This is a genomic window from Stutzerimonas stutzeri (assembly GCF_009789555.1).
Taxonomy (GTDB): domain Bacteria; phylum Pseudomonadota; class Gammaproteobacteria; order Pseudomonadales; family Pseudomonadaceae; genus Stutzerimonas; species Stutzerimonas stutzeri_R.
Genome location: NZ_CP046902.1, coordinates 1231048 through 1245320, shown reverse-complemented (window position 1 = coordinate 1245320; position 14273 = coordinate 1231048). Strand labels below are relative to the sequence as shown.

The following is a 14273-nucleotide window of genomic DNA, read 5'->3' as shown; positions in this document are numbered from 1 at the left end:
GCGGAGTTTATCAGGTCGCTCGGAAATCCATCCGACTGCCCGCGAAAAAAACCAACACTCATGACCCATGACGATCTTTGGCGCTTTGCCCTCGACTGCTATGCACAGCCCGGCGTGGAGGCGGCCTGCCTCGACCTGCAAGCGGCTGGCGCGGATGTCTGCCTGCTGCTGGCCGGCGCCTGGCTGGAATGCCGTGCGGTTGATTGTGACGAGACACGTCTGGCGCAGATGAAACGCATCAGCCGTGACTGGCGCGCTCAGGTGGTCGTCCCGCTGCGCAAACTGCGCCAGAACTGGCGTCAACAGGCCCTGGCCGACAGCGAACTGGCGAGCCTGCGCACACGCTTGAAAAAGCTGGAGCTGGACGCCGAACGGGTGCAGCTCCTGCGCTTGCAGCACGCCTCACAACCGTGGCCGAGCTGCAGCCAACCGGCCGAATGGCTTGCGCGCCTCTGCGCCGAGCTGGATGGCGATACCCGCGAACCGGTGCGGGTATTGCGACGTGCGGCAGCGGGTCAGCTCGCCGCTGATGGCGACTGAGTCGCTGGCTCGGACTTGGCCGCGGCCGGCTTGCGGGTCGACGGCTTCTTTGCGGTAGCGGGTCTTGCAGCCGCCGGCCCAGGCTTTGCGGGCGCGGGCGCGCCAGATGCGCTGGCCGGGCGCCGGGAAGTGCCGGGGGCTTTGGCCGCAGACGCCTTCGGCTCGACGGGTTTGCCGGCTGCGCTGCGCGCGGCAGCGGACGGTCTGGCGCGGGCACGCGCAGCAGCGATTGGAGCCTTGTCAGGTGCGTCTTTCATCGCCGTCGACGGAGTCTCGGCGGCAGGCCCCGATGGGCGGGTTGGGGCTTTGGTCCGGCTCGCTGATCGAGCGGCAGCAGGCTTGTCGCGCGAGGCCAGTGCTTGAGCCGCCGCATGCTCGACCTGGGTAACCCCCTGGGCCAGTTGCAGGCTTTGCGCCGCATCGCGTTTCAGTTCGGCCAGATAGCTGAGCGTTTCACTTTGCCGCGCCTGCAGCACGCCAAGCATGTCGTCCAGCTCGGCCAGCTTGGCTCGCACCTTGGCTTGTGCCTTCGATTTGCCCGCGTTGCCGACTTCGTCGAGCCTGGCGCGCGCCTTGACGAGCTTTTCCTGCGTCTTGCCACGCTGCTTCTCGATCCGGGCCAGTACAATCTCGGCCTCCTTCTGCGCGTCGCTGCATGCCTTGTGCAGGTGCGCCACCAGGCTGTGCGAGAGCTGCTGCAACAGGTGCAGAGGCGTGGTCACCGGTTTTTTCTTGGCGGGCATGAAGATGCCTCCTGACAGAATGTAGGTGCAGCCGCTACGGGAGGGTCCGCAAGGCTGCAGGCCGCCAGCAGGCAGCGTGCAGTGTTCGTCCCGCTCGCCCCGACTCGAGTCAGGCGGTAGCGGCGGCCTGCTTGTGTGCGGTGTGAAGGACTTCGATCAGGCAGTCCTCCAGCTCGAAGCGCTCATGCAACAACTGCCCGAGACGTCTCAACTCATCGGGCAAGCCCGGACTGTCCAGGCAATCGCCCGTGTCACAGCGGTCGTTGAAGGCCACGGCCACTTCGGTGATGGCTTCAATGCGCGGATAGATCTGGCGAGCAAGCTCGAGACCGCGTTTATCGCCAAACGCCTCGGCTTCGTTGAGCAATTGTTCGTAGATCTCGAAATGACCGGCAGACACGTAGTCGAGCAGGATTTCGCAGAACTTCTGCAGGGCGGAACGGCTCGCAGTGGCCTCGCCGACATGCAGTCCATCGAATGCGTTGATCAACGCGTGGCGTTCCTGCAGCCAGCGGTCGATCAGCAGGTGCACACCTCCCCAGCGTTCCTGGGCGTTCCGACAGCTCTCGAGCATGATGACCTCACTTCCCTAATCGATGATGCTATTGCGCCTTCCGAGACGGTTATGTCTTGGGATATCGGCCTTGGGTGAGTGGCAGCGCGACCGGAAACCGACGCTGCCAGAGCAGACTAAGCTGCGGCGATCGAAGCATCAAGCTGCACGGATGAAATTACCTCGGGCAATTCCACGCCCGGCTTCGGTCTGGAACATTGACCGCCAAGCGCAGCGATCATTCGCTCGAGGGGATAAAAAGCCTCAATCGCGCCGCAGCAACTGCCAGAGACAGAACACCACCATCGCGATAAATGCCAGCAAGGTCCACTCCGGAATGCTCAGGCCCATCAGCGTCCAGCCAACTTCGGCGCATTCAGCCGTGCCGTGTAGCACCAGGCGGGCAATCTCCTGGAACGGCAGAGCGTCCATCATGTACTCGAGACTGGGCAGGCAGCTCGGCAGTTCATCGGCGGGCATGTTTTGCAGCCAGATCTGGCGAATGGCCGTGGCACCGCCCGCCATCGAGAACAGCAGCGCCAGTACGGCATAAACGCGGCGGCCGGTCTTTTGCGGGCCGTGAAGCGCGGCGACCAGACAAACCAGGCCAAAGCCGATCACACAGATGCGCTGAACGATGCACAGCGGGCACGGAACCAGCCCGACCACATGCTCCAGATACAGCGCAGCGATCATCATCAGCACGCAGCCGATGAACGCCAGAAGAAACAACGCACGTGGGCTGGCCAGTTTCATGGTGACTCCGCAGACAAGAAAGTCCGCTACGGTAGTGCTGGACGCGACGACCTGCAAGCCATACTCAAAGCGACGTAATGGCACGGGACGGCCATTACGTCGCGTGCCGCTCTTCCGCTCCGCTGTCGAGCGTCTGCAAACGGTTGCTGCTGGGTTGATCGAGCAGCCCGAGCCCTTCCTGGAAAAGCCGGTTGCTGCGCTCGTTGTCACCCAACTGAGCGAGCAAGCGAGCAAGCTCGGCGCAGGTCTCGGCGCGATGATCGAGGCGCAGACTGGCCTCCAGATAATCGCGAGCCTTGCCCCAGAACTCGTTCCGCAGGCTCAGGCGGCCGAGCGCGAGCAGCAATTCGGCATTATCGGGATGCGCTTTCAGCCAGGCCTCTGCATGGGCGAGTTGGCGCGCCGGCTCGCGCCCCCGCACGCGCCCGTAGCGCTCGACCAGACGATCGTCGAACTGGCGTTTTAGCGCGGCGTACAGCACCTCTTCAGCGTTCTCCTGCGCACCCAAACGACTCAAACCGTCCGCGTAGGCACGCACCAGCAACGGCTCGTTCCGCAACTTGCTCGGCACGGTTTGCCAGCGCTGGCTCAGCGCCTGCTGTGCGTCTTCCTGAGTGGCCTGCGCCTGCCAGACCTGCTCCAGTGCCGCGGTCCAGGCCAGCAGCTCGAGCTCATCCAACCGCCCCGCGGGCAGCACACGATGCTTGCGCAGCTCCGGCAGCAACCGGCACAGCGCGGGCCAGTCCTGCAATTGCACGTAGAGCTGCTGGAGCAACGTCAGGACGTAGGGATGACGCGGGTGATCATTGTGCAGCGTGGTCAGGGATTCGCGGGCATCAGCGTACTGGCCGCGCGCGATCTGCAACTGGGCCTGGGTCAGGCCGACGGCCAGCCCTGCCTCGGGTTCGCGCGCCCGGGCCTTGCGCAGCAGCTCGTCACTCTGCTCGTATTCGCCCAGTTCACTGGCCGCACGGGCGGCCCCGAGATAGTGCACCAGCGGCTGACGATCATGTTCGGCAGCGGTGCGCAGATGACCGAGCGCTGGCCCCCACTGGCCCTCGGCCAGCTCCCGCAAGCCCGAGCGGGAAGCCTTGGCGACACGGCGTGCGTGATGCCGTCGCGACCAGGGGTTGACCAGCGCACCGGAGGCCTGAAGCAATCCGATCACCCAGTGAACCACCATGGCCAGCACCCAGAGACAGGCGATCAGGCCGATGAATATCCAGAAGCTGGACTCATAGCGAAAGCGATCATAGCTGATCAGTACGTAGCCGGCGTCCTGGTAGATGGCCCAACCGACAAAGCCGGCCAGCGCCAGCAGGATGAGAACAACGAAGACCAGTCGCTTCATGTGCGCAGATCCCCTTCGGCCGCCTGCTCGGCTTCAGCGGGCGGCTGCTCGCCCTCGTCAGCCGGCGTCTCGGTTTCAGTTGGGGTCACCGGCACCGCCGTCTCGGCCGATTCGTGCTTTTGTACATAAGCCTGCAGCGCCTGCAGGGCGGGCGCCAGGTCCGGCAGCGTGACCGAAACCTGCCGTTGCCCAAGCTGTTCGATGCGATCACGCAGCCCACGGCTCTGGCCGTTTTCTTCACTGAAGTGATCTTCGATCAACCGAGCGGCCTGATCCAGCGATTGCCGGTAGACCTGCTGATTGCCGTTGAGTACCGCCCACTGGGCCTGCTCGATCGCCAGCGAAAGGGCCAGCCGCACCTGGGCCAGGCTTTGACCGGCCAGTAGCGGCTTCACGTCCGTACCGGCATTGAAATCGACCCGCACGTAGCGGGTCAGCTCATCCAGCCATTGCCGCCAGCGGCTTTCGCCCTGCGTCTGGGCCGGCGCCGTGCCGTTCTCGAACGCCGGAGCCATCCCGCTGAGCTGGTTGGCCTGACCGCGCAGTGCGCCCAATTGCAGGAACAGCCCGGTCCGGTCCAGTTCAGGCAAGCTACGCAACGCCTCGAGGCCCTCCAGAAGTTTCTGCCGAGCGCCGTAGGCACCCGGATCGTCTTGCTTGCGTAAAATCAGGTCGGCTTCGGCGATCAGCGATTGCGCGCTGTTCACGTCCTGCATCGCCGACAGACGCAGCATCGCCATGCGCAACAGGTGCTCGGCTTCTGCGAGCCGCCATTGCTCCCGGCTTTCGCCGAGCACCTGCTCCACCCGCCCCGACAGACGTTGCTGGTCGCTTTGCAGTTCGGAAAGCAGGCGACGGCGCTCTTCCAACTGCTCCGCCGAGGGCAACTGCTCCAGCCGTCCGAGGCGACTGGCCAGTTGCTGACTGCGCGCATCCAACTGACGTGCCTGGTCACGCGTCGCCTGCACCGCATCGAGCTGCTGGCGTTCCTGCTCAGCCAGTTGCTGGGTCTGCCAGATGCTGTAGCCTCCCGCCGCCAGCCCGGCCAGACCGACCAGCAGCGCAAGGGCGGCCAGGCCGCGGCCACCACCATCGGCCTTGGCCGAGGGTTTCGCCGGCTGCTTCGGTGGAAGGTCTTGAGTGGGCGTGACAGGGTCCTTGCCTACGGGTTGCTGCGCTGCCTTATCGGGATCTACTTCGCTCACGTTTCCATCCTTTGCATCAGGAGGCGGGCTCGGGATTCTCCCGTAGCGCCGCCAGCAAAGCCGCGGTTCCGGCACCACGGCAGTCCACTATTGTCTGGGCACCCAAGGCCGCAGCCATCTCGGCCACCCGAGGGCTCGGTACGAACAAGGGTAGTTCACGCAGCAGGGGCCAGTCGGGCCCAGCCAGTTCGTGCAGTGACGCCAAACCCTGCCCACTGCTGACCACCACGGCATTCAGCCGTTCCGAACGAAGGGTATCGATCAGGGCACCTGGCGGGTAGTCGGGCAGGCGGCGGCGGTACAACTCGAGCATGTCGACCTGAGCACCGCGGCGGCGGAGCGTTTCGGCGATATGCTCACGCCCGCCCTCGCCACGCAGGATCAACACCTTGGGGGCCGCGACATCGAGCGCCTCGGCCAAGCGCGGCAATGCCAGCAGAGCCTCGCTATCGTCGCCATGGTCGGGCCAGCTGACATCCAGGCCGTGGTCCTTGAGGATGCTTCCCGTGGCGGCACCGACGCTGAACCAGAGCGGCCCAGTGGGCCGCTGCGGTCCGTAGCGATCGAGCAGTTCGAGCCCCAGGCGCGCGGCCGGCTTGCTCACCACCACGACGGCACGGTATTCATCCAGCTCGCCCATGATGGCGCGCTGCTCAGCGGTCACCGCCAATGGTTCGATCGCGAGCAGGGGCAGGCTGGCGCTGTGGATACCCGCATCGGCCAGCGCTGCCGCCAGGCCGGCGCACTCCTGCGCCGGCCGTGTCAGCAGCAGGCGCCAGCTGCTCACGCCTTGCTGGCCTCGCCGTACACATCTTGCAGGATCTTCGCCGCGCCCTGTGCCAGCAGCGCTTCGGCAACCCGCACCCCGAGGGCCTGCGCTTCCACGGCAGGCGCACGATCCTCCGCACGCAACAGCAGGGAGCCGTCGGGTTGCCCAACCAGGCCGCGCAGCCACAGCTGGTCACCTTCGAGTACCGCATAACAGGCAATCGGCACCTGGCAGCCACCGTTGAGATGGCGGTTCAAGGCGCGCTCGGCGGTGACCCGCAGCGCTGTCTGCGGATCGTTCATGCATTGCAGCAGCTCGTGCAGCGCCGTATCGCCGGTCCGGCACTCGATACCGACCGCCCCCTGACCACCGGCAGGCAGGCTGTCCTCGACGCTGATACTGGAGCGAATACGCTCGCCAAAACCAAGGCGGATGAGACCGGCCGCAGCGAGAATGATGGCGTCGTACTCGCCGGCATCGAGCTTGGCCAGGCGGGTATTGACGTTGCCACGCAGGAACTGGATTTTCAGGTCGGGGCGCCGAGCCAGCAACTGCGCCTGACGACGCAGGCTCGACGTACCGACGACCGCTCCGGACGGCAACGCATCGAAATCCTGGTAGTGATTGGAGACAAAGGCATCACGCGGGTCTTCGCGTTCGCAGATGCAATACAGCCCCAGCCCTTCGGGAAACTCCATCGGCACATCTTTCATCGAGTGCACGGCAATGTCCGCCTGGTTCTCCATCAGCGCCGTTTCCAGCTCCTTGACGAACAGCCCCTTGCCACCAATCTTCGCCAGCGGCGCATCGAGCAACTTGTCGCCGCGACTGACCATTGGCACGAGGCTCACGGTCACGTCCGGATGAGCAGCCTCAAGGCGCGATTTGACGTACTCGGCCTGCCACAGGGCCAGGGCACTCTTGCGGGTAGCGATGCGAATTTCGCGAGACATGGGCGATTCCAGACAAATGAACTGCTGCCGATGATAACAGGCCAAGGCCCGCCGTCGGGTTGGCCCGAATCAAGGAAAACCGGCAATGCATGCCCGGCGCCCGGGACGAAGCGGGACCGCGCCGGCATCAATCCCCCTGGCCGCTGCAGTTCAGAGGTTCTGCATCAACTTGCGCACGCCTGCCACGTGCCGACGACTGACCGTCAACGGCTCGCCTTCGAGCCCCTTGAGGAACAACTGGAAATGGCCGAGCGGTGTGCGCTGCAGACGCTCGATGCGGTCCCGGTATACCAGCGCGTTGCGATGAATACGCACGAAACGGTCGCCGAATTCGTCCTCGAGCGCCTTGAGCGGCTCGTCCAGCAGCACCTCGCCGCCTTCGTGACGCAGGGTCACGTATTTGTGGTCGGCAATGAAGTAGATCACCTTGGGCAGCGGAATAAGCTCGATACCCTTGCGGGTGCGGGCGCTGATATGACTACGTGGCCCGGTACCGGATATCGCCGCAGGACGGGTGAGCGCAGCGAGTTGGACCCGATTCGGGCGCTCGGCCTTTTTCAGCGCCTCGACCAGGTGCTCGGCACGCACCGGCTTGACCAGATAGCCGACCGCACTGACCTGGAACGCATCCAGGGCGAATTCATCATGGGCCGTGCAGAAAATCACAGCCGGGGGCGCATCGCGTTCGCAGAGTTTGGCGGCGACCTGGAGGCCGTCGAGGCCAGGCATACGGATATCCAGCAACACGACATCGGGACGCAGTTCCTCGATCAGGGACAGCGCCTCCTCGCCATTGGAGGCGGAAGGTTCCAGGACACGATAGCCGTCAAGGTCACCTACCAGTCGGCTAAGGCGCTCGCGGGCTAGAGGTTCGTCATCGACAATCAGCACATTCATATGGATCTGGCTTCCTGCTTTTATGTCGCACACGGATAGCGTAGACAGGTGTAGTAACGGGCGTTATGCCGCTTCACGCTGAGACTCGCTGCGGGACCGAAAAGTGCCGTTAGTCGTGCGTCTATATTGTGTAAGGCCTGCTGAGTACCCCGAGAGGGCGGCGCTTGAGCAGTCTCATCGAATGGGTTGCTGACCTCCAGATCAAACACGCCATCGGCATAGCAGGCCGTCACGCTGATGACGCCGCCCTCGATGCGCGGCTGAATACCGTGAATCACCGCGTTCTCCAGCAAAGGCTGCAACGTCAGGTGCGGGATCGGCAGATCATCCGGGACGCCATCGACCTGCCACTCGACCTGCAGTCGTTCGCCAAGCCGATACTGTTCGATGGACAGATAGCGACGCGACAGCTCCAACTCCTCGTGCCAGGGCACCAGCGTTCCGGGACGCGCCAAGCTCGCGCGAAACAGGTCGGACAAGTCCAGCACCGCCTGCTCGGCCTTGCTCGGATCGGTCACCACCAGACTGGCGATGCTGTTCAGGCTGTTGAACAGGAAATGCGGGCGGACCCGCGCTTGGAGCGACTCGATGCGCGCCTTCAGCTCGGCCTGCTCCTGTCGCCGCCACTGGCTTTGAAGATAGAAATAGCGCAACAGCAGGCCCGACATGATCAGGCTGATCAGCGCGTGCCGCAGGTACAGATTGACTTCGCCGACGCGCGTCAGCGGCCCGCCCAACTGGTAGATATCCGCCACCGCCGTGCAGGCCAGCGTCAGCCCAACCACCATGGCGCAGCAGGCCAGCCCCGCCAGCCAGGGCGCCAGGCGCGCAAGCAGCGGTCTCAGCTGGCAGGTCAGGCCTGCCGAAAGCAGCATCACCCACTGCACGAACAGGGACGTCAGGGCCAGCCGCATCCAGTCGAAACCGGGCTGCATCGGCTCGGCCAGCACCAGCACCAGCACCAGCAGCTCGGCAAGCAGCACCAACCCGAGCAGTGCTTCGGATTCGCACAGCTCAGGCACGAAGAAATCATCCGTCGGGGCAGTCGAGCGTGACCGGCTAAGTCTTTTTATCGGCATGGATCGAGTTTCCGCGCGGTCAGGGTACAAAGCAATCGGCAGACAGCGCGAACGGACGCGGCCGCGCCGGTGGGCCTAGTCTATCGGCGCCCGGCGATCGCGATGTGCTAGGCCTTCGCAACTTCCGCACGGGATGGATCGACAAGTCGACTCAAGACGCGACCGAGCCTGCCGACACCACGATAGTGGCTTAATGATTGCATCGCCTCCACTCATCATGGGCCGCCCGAGGCGGCGGGAGTATTGATCGTGCTGCTGTTTTCCTCTTTGCGCAGCCGTCTGCTGCGTCCGGTCGTTCTTACGCTCTGCGCGGCGGTGATGGTGCAGGTGGTGGTCGCGCTTGCACTGACGCGGGGCACGATCGGCGTGCTTGAACAGGATCTGCAGAACAACCTGAGCCAGGACGCTACCCGCCTGCTGGGCGAGCTTCAAACCGCCGACGTCGAGCTGAGGGGCGGCCTGTCCAGCCTGTCCGAACGCCTGACGGACAATCTTGCTCAGGGCCTGACACAGCAACTGAGCGGCGAGCAGGCGCGCCTGCGGGACGTGCTCGAACGCCACCTCAGGCAATCGGGCGATGACCTGGCCATCCTGCTGGCTGGCGTCGCGCCCTCGGCGATCTGGGACAACGATATTCCCGCGCTGACCGAATTCGTGCGCATGGCTCACCGAAACCCGGCGGTGATTTTCGTCGTCTACTTCGATGCCGACGGCAACCAACTGACGCGCCACCTGAATCGTACGGACCCGCGGCTCAAGGCCCTGCTGGACAAGGGTAGCGGGCGAACCGCATTCGACAAGGTGCTGTCCGCGGCGCAGAACGATTCGGGGCTGTATCTGGCCGAAGCAGCCATCAACCCCAAGGGCGCGGTGATTGGCCAGGTCATCATTGGCCTTTCGACCGCGGCCGTGGATACCGAGCTGGGCGCGTTCGACAGCCGCTTCCAGGCGCTGACTACCAGCACGGCGAATCTGGTCGGGTCCGGCCTCGCCGCAGCCGCCAGCGACAGTACGCAGCTGTTGGCAGCACGCCTGGCCGCAGCCGCCAACGTCGCGCAGACCATCGACGCGAACAGTCAGAAGACGGTGAAGCGTTCGGCAAGCGCCCTGCTATGGAAGATCAGCCTGGGCCTGGCGGCGACCGGCGCACTGCTGCTGATTGCCGTCACCCTGGTGCTCGGCCGCCAGGTCCTGCGACGCCTGGGCTTATTGGTCACGGCACTGCGAGGCCTGTCGGCCGGCCACGGCGACCTCACTCAGCGCGTGCAGATTCACAGCGCGGACGAAGTGGGCGATATGGCCGATGCGGTCAATCTGTTTCTGGCCAGACTCCAGCCCATCGTCCAGGAGGCCCGTACCATCGCCATGCAGACCGGCAATGAAATCCAGGCGCTGGGCACCCGCAGCCAGGCAGCGACGGCCGCGGCCGAGCGCCAGCGCGACGAAGTTGCCGGCAGCCTGCAGGCGCTTGCCGAGATGACTCAACGCGCCGAGGATGAAAGCCGGGCGATGCAGGCCGCACTGAAGCAGGTGATATCGATTCGCGAGGCAGCACGGGACAATGAAGCCCTGTCGGCGCAGGTTGCGAGCACCATCGAAGCACTCGGCGAAGGCGTGCGCAGCAGCACCGAGGTGATCGAAAAGCTGGCTAGACAAAGCGAGCAGATCGAGGTGGTGCTGACAGTGATTCAAGGTATCGCCGAGCAGACCAACCTGCTTGCGCTCAACGCCGCCATCGAAGCGGCACGTGCCGGCGAAAGCGGGCGCGGTTTCGCCGTGGTTGCCGAGGAAGTCCGCGCCCTGGCGAGCAAGACCCAACGATCCACCGGTGACATCCAGGCGCATATCGAAAGCCTGCAGGAAGGCGCACGCGTGGCCGTCGCGACGATAGGCAGCACCGGCCAGCAAGCCACCGCCGGCCTGGCTTCGCTGACGCGCAGCCGCCAATTGCAGCAGGCGCTTCAGCTCGCCGTGACCCAGGTCCATGACGCCGTACTGGAGGCGACGCAAGGCGCTGAACGCCAGGCCGATGCCGCATCCGATGTCAGCCGGCGCGTGCAGGTGATCCTGACCGAGGCCGAGCAATCCGCCGAGGCGGTGGCCGCTACGGCGGCCAGCGGCCAAGTGCTGGGTAACCTGGCAGGACGGCTCGAAGCCAGCCTGGGACAGTTCAAAGCCTGACCAGACCGCAACGCCATGGCGAGCACCACGCTGCGCGACGGCCGCCGTCCCGCCGTTCGACGATACGGCCCTCCACGTGCTCACGCGTGAGGGGCCGCTGAACCCTGTTATTATTCGGCTTTTCCCATGCCCATCCCGATCCAGCGAGCGCATTCATGAGCACCGACAAGACCAACCAGTCCTGGGGCGGCCGCTTCAGCGAGCCCGTCGACGCCTTCGTCGCCCGATTCACCGCCTCCGTCGAGTTCGACAAGCGTCTCTACCGTCACGACATCATGGGCTCGATCGCCCACGCGACCATGCTGACCAAGGCCGGCGTACTGAACGGCGACGAGCGCGACGAGATCATCGCCAATCTGCAGGCGATTCAGGGAGAAATCGAAGCCGGGACGTTCGACTGGCGTGTCGATCTCGAAGACGTGCACATGAACATCGAAGCACGCCTGACCGACCGCATCGGCGTCACCGGCAAGAAGCTGCACACAGGGCGCTCTCGCAACGACCAGGTGGCCACCGATATCCGCCTCTGGTTACGCGACGAAATCGACACCATCCTCGGCGAGATCACCCGCCTGCAACAAGGCCTGCTGGGGCTGGCCGAGGCGGAAGCGGATACCATCATGCCCGGCTTCACGCACCTCCAGACCGCCCAGCCGGTCACCTTTGGCCACCATCTGCTGGCCTGGTTCGAGATGCTTTCACGCGATTACGAGCGCCTGGTCGATTGCCGCAAACGCACCAACCGCATGCCCCTGGGCTCGGCCGCGCTGGCCGGCACCACCTACCCGATCCAGCGCGAGATCACCTGCGAACTGCTGGGCTTCGAGGCGATCTCCGGCAACTCGCTGGACGGCGTCTCGGATCGCGACTTCGCAATCGAATTCTGTGCCGCCGCCTCGGTTGCGATGATGCACCTGTCGCGCTTTTCGGAAGAACTGGTGCTCTGGACCAGCGCACAGTTTCAGTTCATCGATCTACCCGACCGCTTCTGCACGGGCTCATCGATCATGCCGCAGAAGAAGAACCCGGACGTGCCTGAGCTGGTACGCGGCAAGACCGGGCGCGTGTTCGGCGCGCTGACCGGCCTGTTGACCCTAATGAAAGGCCAGCCGCTGGCCTACAACAAGGACAACCAGGAAGACAAGGAACCGCTGTTCGACGCCGCCGATACCCTGCGCGACTCGCTGCGCGCCTTCGCCGACATGGTCCCGGCGATCAGGCCCAAGCGTGACGTCATGCGCGAAGCCGCTCTGCGCGGCTTCTCCACGGCCACCGATCTGGCCGACTACCTGGTACGCAAGGGCCTGCCGTTCCGCGACTGTCACGAGATTGTCGGTCATGCCGTGAAATACGGTGTCGACAACGGCAAGGACCTGGCCGAAATGAGCCTCGCCGAACTGCGCCAGTTCAGCGATCAGATCGACGAGGACGTCTTTGCCGTTCTGACCCTGGAAGGCTCGGTCAATGCCCGCGACCATATCGGCGGCACCGCGCCGAAACAGGTGCGCGCGGCCGTGCAGCGCGGACGTGAGCTGCTCGCCTCGCGCTGACGTTCGGCCGCGCCCCCGGCCGACGGCGTCTTGCACCGTCGGCCGGGTATGCGCGAGGTCACCTACGCCGCATCGCCCTCGCCGGCAATGACTCGACCTCACCCGTCATGCAAGCCACACGCTCAGCCTGGAAACCTGCACATGCCCCTCACCATCCGCCCTGCCGTCCGCGACGATGCTGCGCTGATCTTGCGCTTCATCACCGAGCTGGCGATCTACGAGCGCGCCGAGCACGAAGTCAAGACCGACGTTGCAGGCATCGAATCCAGCCTGTTCGCCGAAGGTGCTACAGCCGCCGCCCTTATCTGCGAGCGCAATGGCCAGCCGATCGGCTACGCGGTGTACTTTTTCAACTACTCGACCTGGCTTGGCCGTAACGGCCTTTATCTTGAAGACCTCTACGTCACGCCCGAGGCCCGCGGCACGGGTGCCGGCAAGGCGCTGCTCCGGCACCTCGCGCGCATGGCGGTGTCGCGTGGCTGCGGCCGCTTCGAATGGTCGGTGCTGGACTGGAATGAACCGGCGATCCGCTTTTACGAATCACTGGGCGCGCGGCCTCAGGATGAGTGGACGACCTACCGCTTGACCGGCACTGCGCTGCAGGCGCTGGCCGAACAGAACGGCTGACCCGCCTCGACCGGTCAGAGCCAGTCACGAAACTTGAACCAGGCGTAGGGGATGATCGCCGAGATCACCATCATCCCCAACGCCATCGGATAGCCGAGCGCCCAGCCAAGCTCGGGCATGCGCTCGAAGTTCATGCCGTATACCGTTCCCACCAGCGTCGGCGGCAGGAACAGCACGGCCGCGATGGAAAACACCTTGATGATGCTGTTCTGTTCGATGTTGATCAGGCCCAGCGTCGCATCGAGCAGGAACGCGATGTCCCCGAGCAGGCGCGCCTGATGTTCGCCGAGCGAGCGCACGTCCCGCTCCAGCGCCTTCAGCAACCCTTTCGAAACGCCCTGCCTGGGCTCTCCGGCATGCAGGCGATAGAACGCGATCAGGCGACTGGAACTGAACAGGCTTTCGCCCAGTTGCGACAGCAGCGAGCGGTGCTGCCCGAGCTGCTGAATGATCCGTTGAAGATCCCTGCGCTGCTCCTTTCGCTCATCGAAGATGCGCCGCGACAGCGTCTGCAGCTCAGCCTGAACGCCCTCCAGGACATCCGCGACGCGATCGACCACAGCGTCGGCCAGCGCCAGGAAAATCTGGTGACTGGTGGCATAGCCCGAGGGCTGTCGCGCGCTCTTGGCCTCGAACTGACGAAACGCGCTCAACTCGCTGTAACGCACGGTCACCAGGCAGCGGTTGGTCAGGACGAATGTCACTTCGGCATTTTCCGGTCGCCTGTCGGCGATACCCATCACCACCGTCGTGGTCATGAAGATCACACCGCTTTCATCATAGAACCGGGACGAATCCTCGATTTCCGCCAGTTCCTCGCGGGTCGGGATATCCAGCCCCAGCTGCGACTCGACAAAGCGTTCTTCCTGCGGGTCAGGCGACAGCAAATCGACCCACAACACGTTGTCGGGCAGCGTCTGCAGATCAGGGGCAACGCGACGCACCAGGGTTCCGTCTTCAAGGCTGTACAGTGTGATCATTGCTGTAGTCGTTATCCGTGATGGTCCATAGTAGCTAGACAGAGACCGACCCAGGCGAAGCGTTCAGCGGGGTGTTCACTGCTGACGCC

Annotated in this window: 14 protein-coding genes; 4 read left to right on the top strand and 10 right to left on the bottom strand. The window is 64.4% G+C overall.

The genetic code is table 11. The annotated features are described in order from the left end of the window. The first annotated feature begins 60 nt into the window (after nucleotides 1–60). Nucleotides 61–540, top strand: a complete 480-nt coding sequence (locus GQA94_RS05800; RefSeq protein WP_158187187.1) for a TIGR02444 family protein — start codon at nucleotides 61–63, stop codon at nucleotides 538–540. On the opposite strand, the gene GQA94_RS05795 is transcribed toward GQA94_RS05800, so the two are convergent. From GQA94_RS05795 to GQA94_RS05755, 9 genes are all read right to left on the bottom strand, one after another. Continuing rightward, the gene (locus tag GQA94_RS05795) at nucleotides 516–1283 is read right to left on the bottom strand and encodes an AlgP family protein (protein WP_158187186.1); all 768 of its coding nucleotides are present in this window, start codon (nucleotides 1281–1283) and stop codon (nucleotides 516–518) included. The genes GQA94_RS05800 and GQA94_RS05795 overlap by 25 nt on opposite strands. 109 nt (nucleotides 1284–1392) lie before the next feature. Next, nucleotides 1393–1857 carry a sigma D regulator gene (gene rsd, locus GQA94_RS05790; protein WP_158187185.1) on the bottom strand — a complete coding sequence of 155 codons (465 nt, stop codon included), beginning with the start codon at nucleotides 1855–1857 and terminating at the stop codon, nucleotides 1393–1395. A 243-nt stretch (nucleotides 1858–2100) separates the two neighbouring features. Then, nucleotides 2101–2592 carry a disulfide bond formation protein B gene (locus GQA94_RS05785; protein WP_158187184.1) on the bottom strand — a complete coding sequence of 164 codons (492 nt, stop codon included), beginning with the start codon at nucleotides 2590–2592 and terminating at the stop codon, nucleotides 2101–2103. Between the two features lie 94 nt (nucleotides 2593–2686). Next, the gene (locus GQA94_RS05780) at nucleotides 2687–3943 is read right to left on the bottom strand and encodes a heme biosynthesis HemY N-terminal domain-containing protein (RefSeq protein WP_158187183.1); all 1257 of its coding nucleotides are present in this window, start codon (nucleotides 3941–3943) and stop codon (nucleotides 2687–2689) included. After that, nucleotides 3940–5148, bottom strand: coding sequence for a uroporphyrinogen-III C-methyltransferase (locus GQA94_RS05775; protein ID WP_158187182.1), 1209 nt, complete (start codon nucleotides 5146–5148; stop codon nucleotides 3940–3942). The genes GQA94_RS05780 and GQA94_RS05775 overlap by 4 nt, the downstream gene beginning before the upstream one ends. Nucleotides 5149–5164: 16 nt before the next feature. After that, on the bottom strand, nucleotides 5165–5935 hold the full coding sequence (locus GQA94_RS05770; RefSeq protein WP_158187181.1) for a uroporphyrinogen-III synthase: 771 nt from the start codon (nucleotides 5933–5935) through the stop codon (nucleotides 5165–5167). Continuing rightward, a complete protein-coding gene (gene hemC, locus GQA94_RS05765; RefSeq protein ID WP_158187180.1) occupies nucleotides 5932–6870 on the bottom strand; it encodes a hydroxymethylbilane synthase in 939 nt (312 codons plus the stop codon). The genes GQA94_RS05770 and hemC overlap by 4 nt, the downstream gene beginning before the upstream one ends. Nucleotides 6871–7020: 150 nt before the next feature. After that, nucleotides 7021–7767 (bottom strand): LytR/AlgR family response regulator transcription factor, encoded by a 747-nt coding sequence (locus GQA94_RS05760; protein WP_158187179.1) that lies wholly within the window; start codon nucleotides 7765–7767, stop codon nucleotides 7021–7023. A 20-nt stretch (nucleotides 7768–7787) separates the two neighbouring features. Continuing rightward, a complete protein-coding gene (locus GQA94_RS05755) occupies nucleotides 7788–8846 on the bottom strand; it encodes a sensor histidine kinase (protein WP_158187178.1) in 1059 nt (352 codons plus the stop codon). 249 nt (nucleotides 8847–9095) lie between these two features. On the opposite strand from GQA94_RS05755, the gene GQA94_RS05750 reads away from it, so the two are divergent. The 3 genes from GQA94_RS05750 (at nucleotide 9096) to GQA94_RS05740 (ending at nucleotide 13204) form a co-directional block, all read left to right on the top strand. Next, nucleotides 9096–11027 (top strand): methyl-accepting chemotaxis protein, encoded by a 1932-nt coding sequence (locus GQA94_RS05750; protein ID WP_423835390.1) that lies wholly within the window; start codon nucleotides 9096–9098, stop codon nucleotides 11025–11027. Nucleotides 11028–11182: 155 nt separating this feature from the next. Continuing rightward, nucleotides 11183–12577 (top strand): argininosuccinate lyase, encoded by a 1395-nt coding sequence (gene argH / locus GQA94_RS05745; RefSeq protein WP_158187177.1) that lies wholly within the window; start codon nucleotides 11183–11185, stop codon nucleotides 12575–12577. Nucleotides 12578–12718: 141 nt separating this feature from the next. After that, nucleotides 12719–13204, top strand: a complete 486-nt coding sequence (locus tag GQA94_RS05740) for a GNAT family N-acetyltransferase (RefSeq protein ID WP_158187176.1) — start codon at nucleotides 12719–12721, stop codon at nucleotides 13202–13204. 14 nt (nucleotides 13205–13218) lie between these two features. Here GQA94_RS05740 and GQA94_RS05735 read toward each other — a convergent pair whose 3' ends face one another. Then, a complete protein-coding gene (locus tag GQA94_RS05735; protein ID WP_158187175.1) occupies nucleotides 13219–14184 on the bottom strand; it encodes a magnesium transporter CorA family protein in 966 nt (321 codons plus the stop codon). Between the last annotated feature and the right edge of the window lie 89 nt (nucleotides 14185–14273).

Excerpts from the sequence above, each read along its gene's own strand:
- GQA94_RS05800 (WP_158187187.1), top strand. The coding sequence starts at position 61 with ATGACCCATGACGATCTTTGGCGCTTTGCCCTCGACTGCTATGCACAG.
- GQA94_RS05795 (WP_158187186.1), bottom strand. The coding sequence starts at position 1,283 with ATGCCCGCCAAGAAAAAACCGGTGACCACGCCTCTGCACCTGTTGCAG.
- argH (WP_158187177.1), top strand. The coding sequence starts at position 11,183 with ATGAGCACCGACAAGACCAACCAGTCCTGGGGCGGCCGCTTCAGCGAG.
- rsd (WP_158187185.1), bottom strand. The coding sequence starts at position 1,857 with ATGCTCGAGAGCTGTCGGAACGCCCAGGAACGCTGGGGAGGTGTGCAC.
- GQA94_RS05755 (WP_158187178.1), bottom strand. The coding sequence starts at position 8,846 with ATGCCGATAAAAAGACTTAGCCGGTCACGCTCGACTGCCCCGACGGAT.
- GQA94_RS05785 (WP_158187184.1), bottom strand. The coding sequence starts at position 2,592 with ATGAAACTGGCCAGCCCACGTGCGTTGTTTCTTCTGGCGTTCATCGGC.
- GQA94_RS05740 (WP_158187176.1), top strand. The coding sequence starts at position 12,719 with ATGCCCCTCACCATCCGCCCTGCCGTCCGCGACGATGCTGCGCTGATC.
- GQA94_RS05780 (WP_158187183.1), bottom strand. The coding sequence starts at position 3,943 with ATGAAGCGACTGGTCTTCGTTGTTCTCATCCTGCTGGCGCTGGCCGGC.
- hemC (WP_158187180.1), bottom strand. The coding sequence starts at position 6,870 with ATGTCTCGCGAAATTCGCATCGCTACCCGCAAGAGTGCCCTGGCCCTG.
- GQA94_RS05735 (WP_158187175.1), bottom strand. The coding sequence starts at position 14,184 with ATGATCACACTGTACAGCCTTGAAGACGGAACCCTGGTGCGTCGCGTT.
- GQA94_RS05760 (WP_158187179.1), bottom strand. The coding sequence starts at position 7,767 with ATGAATGTGCTGATTGTCGATGACGAACCTCTAGCCCGCGAGCGCCTT.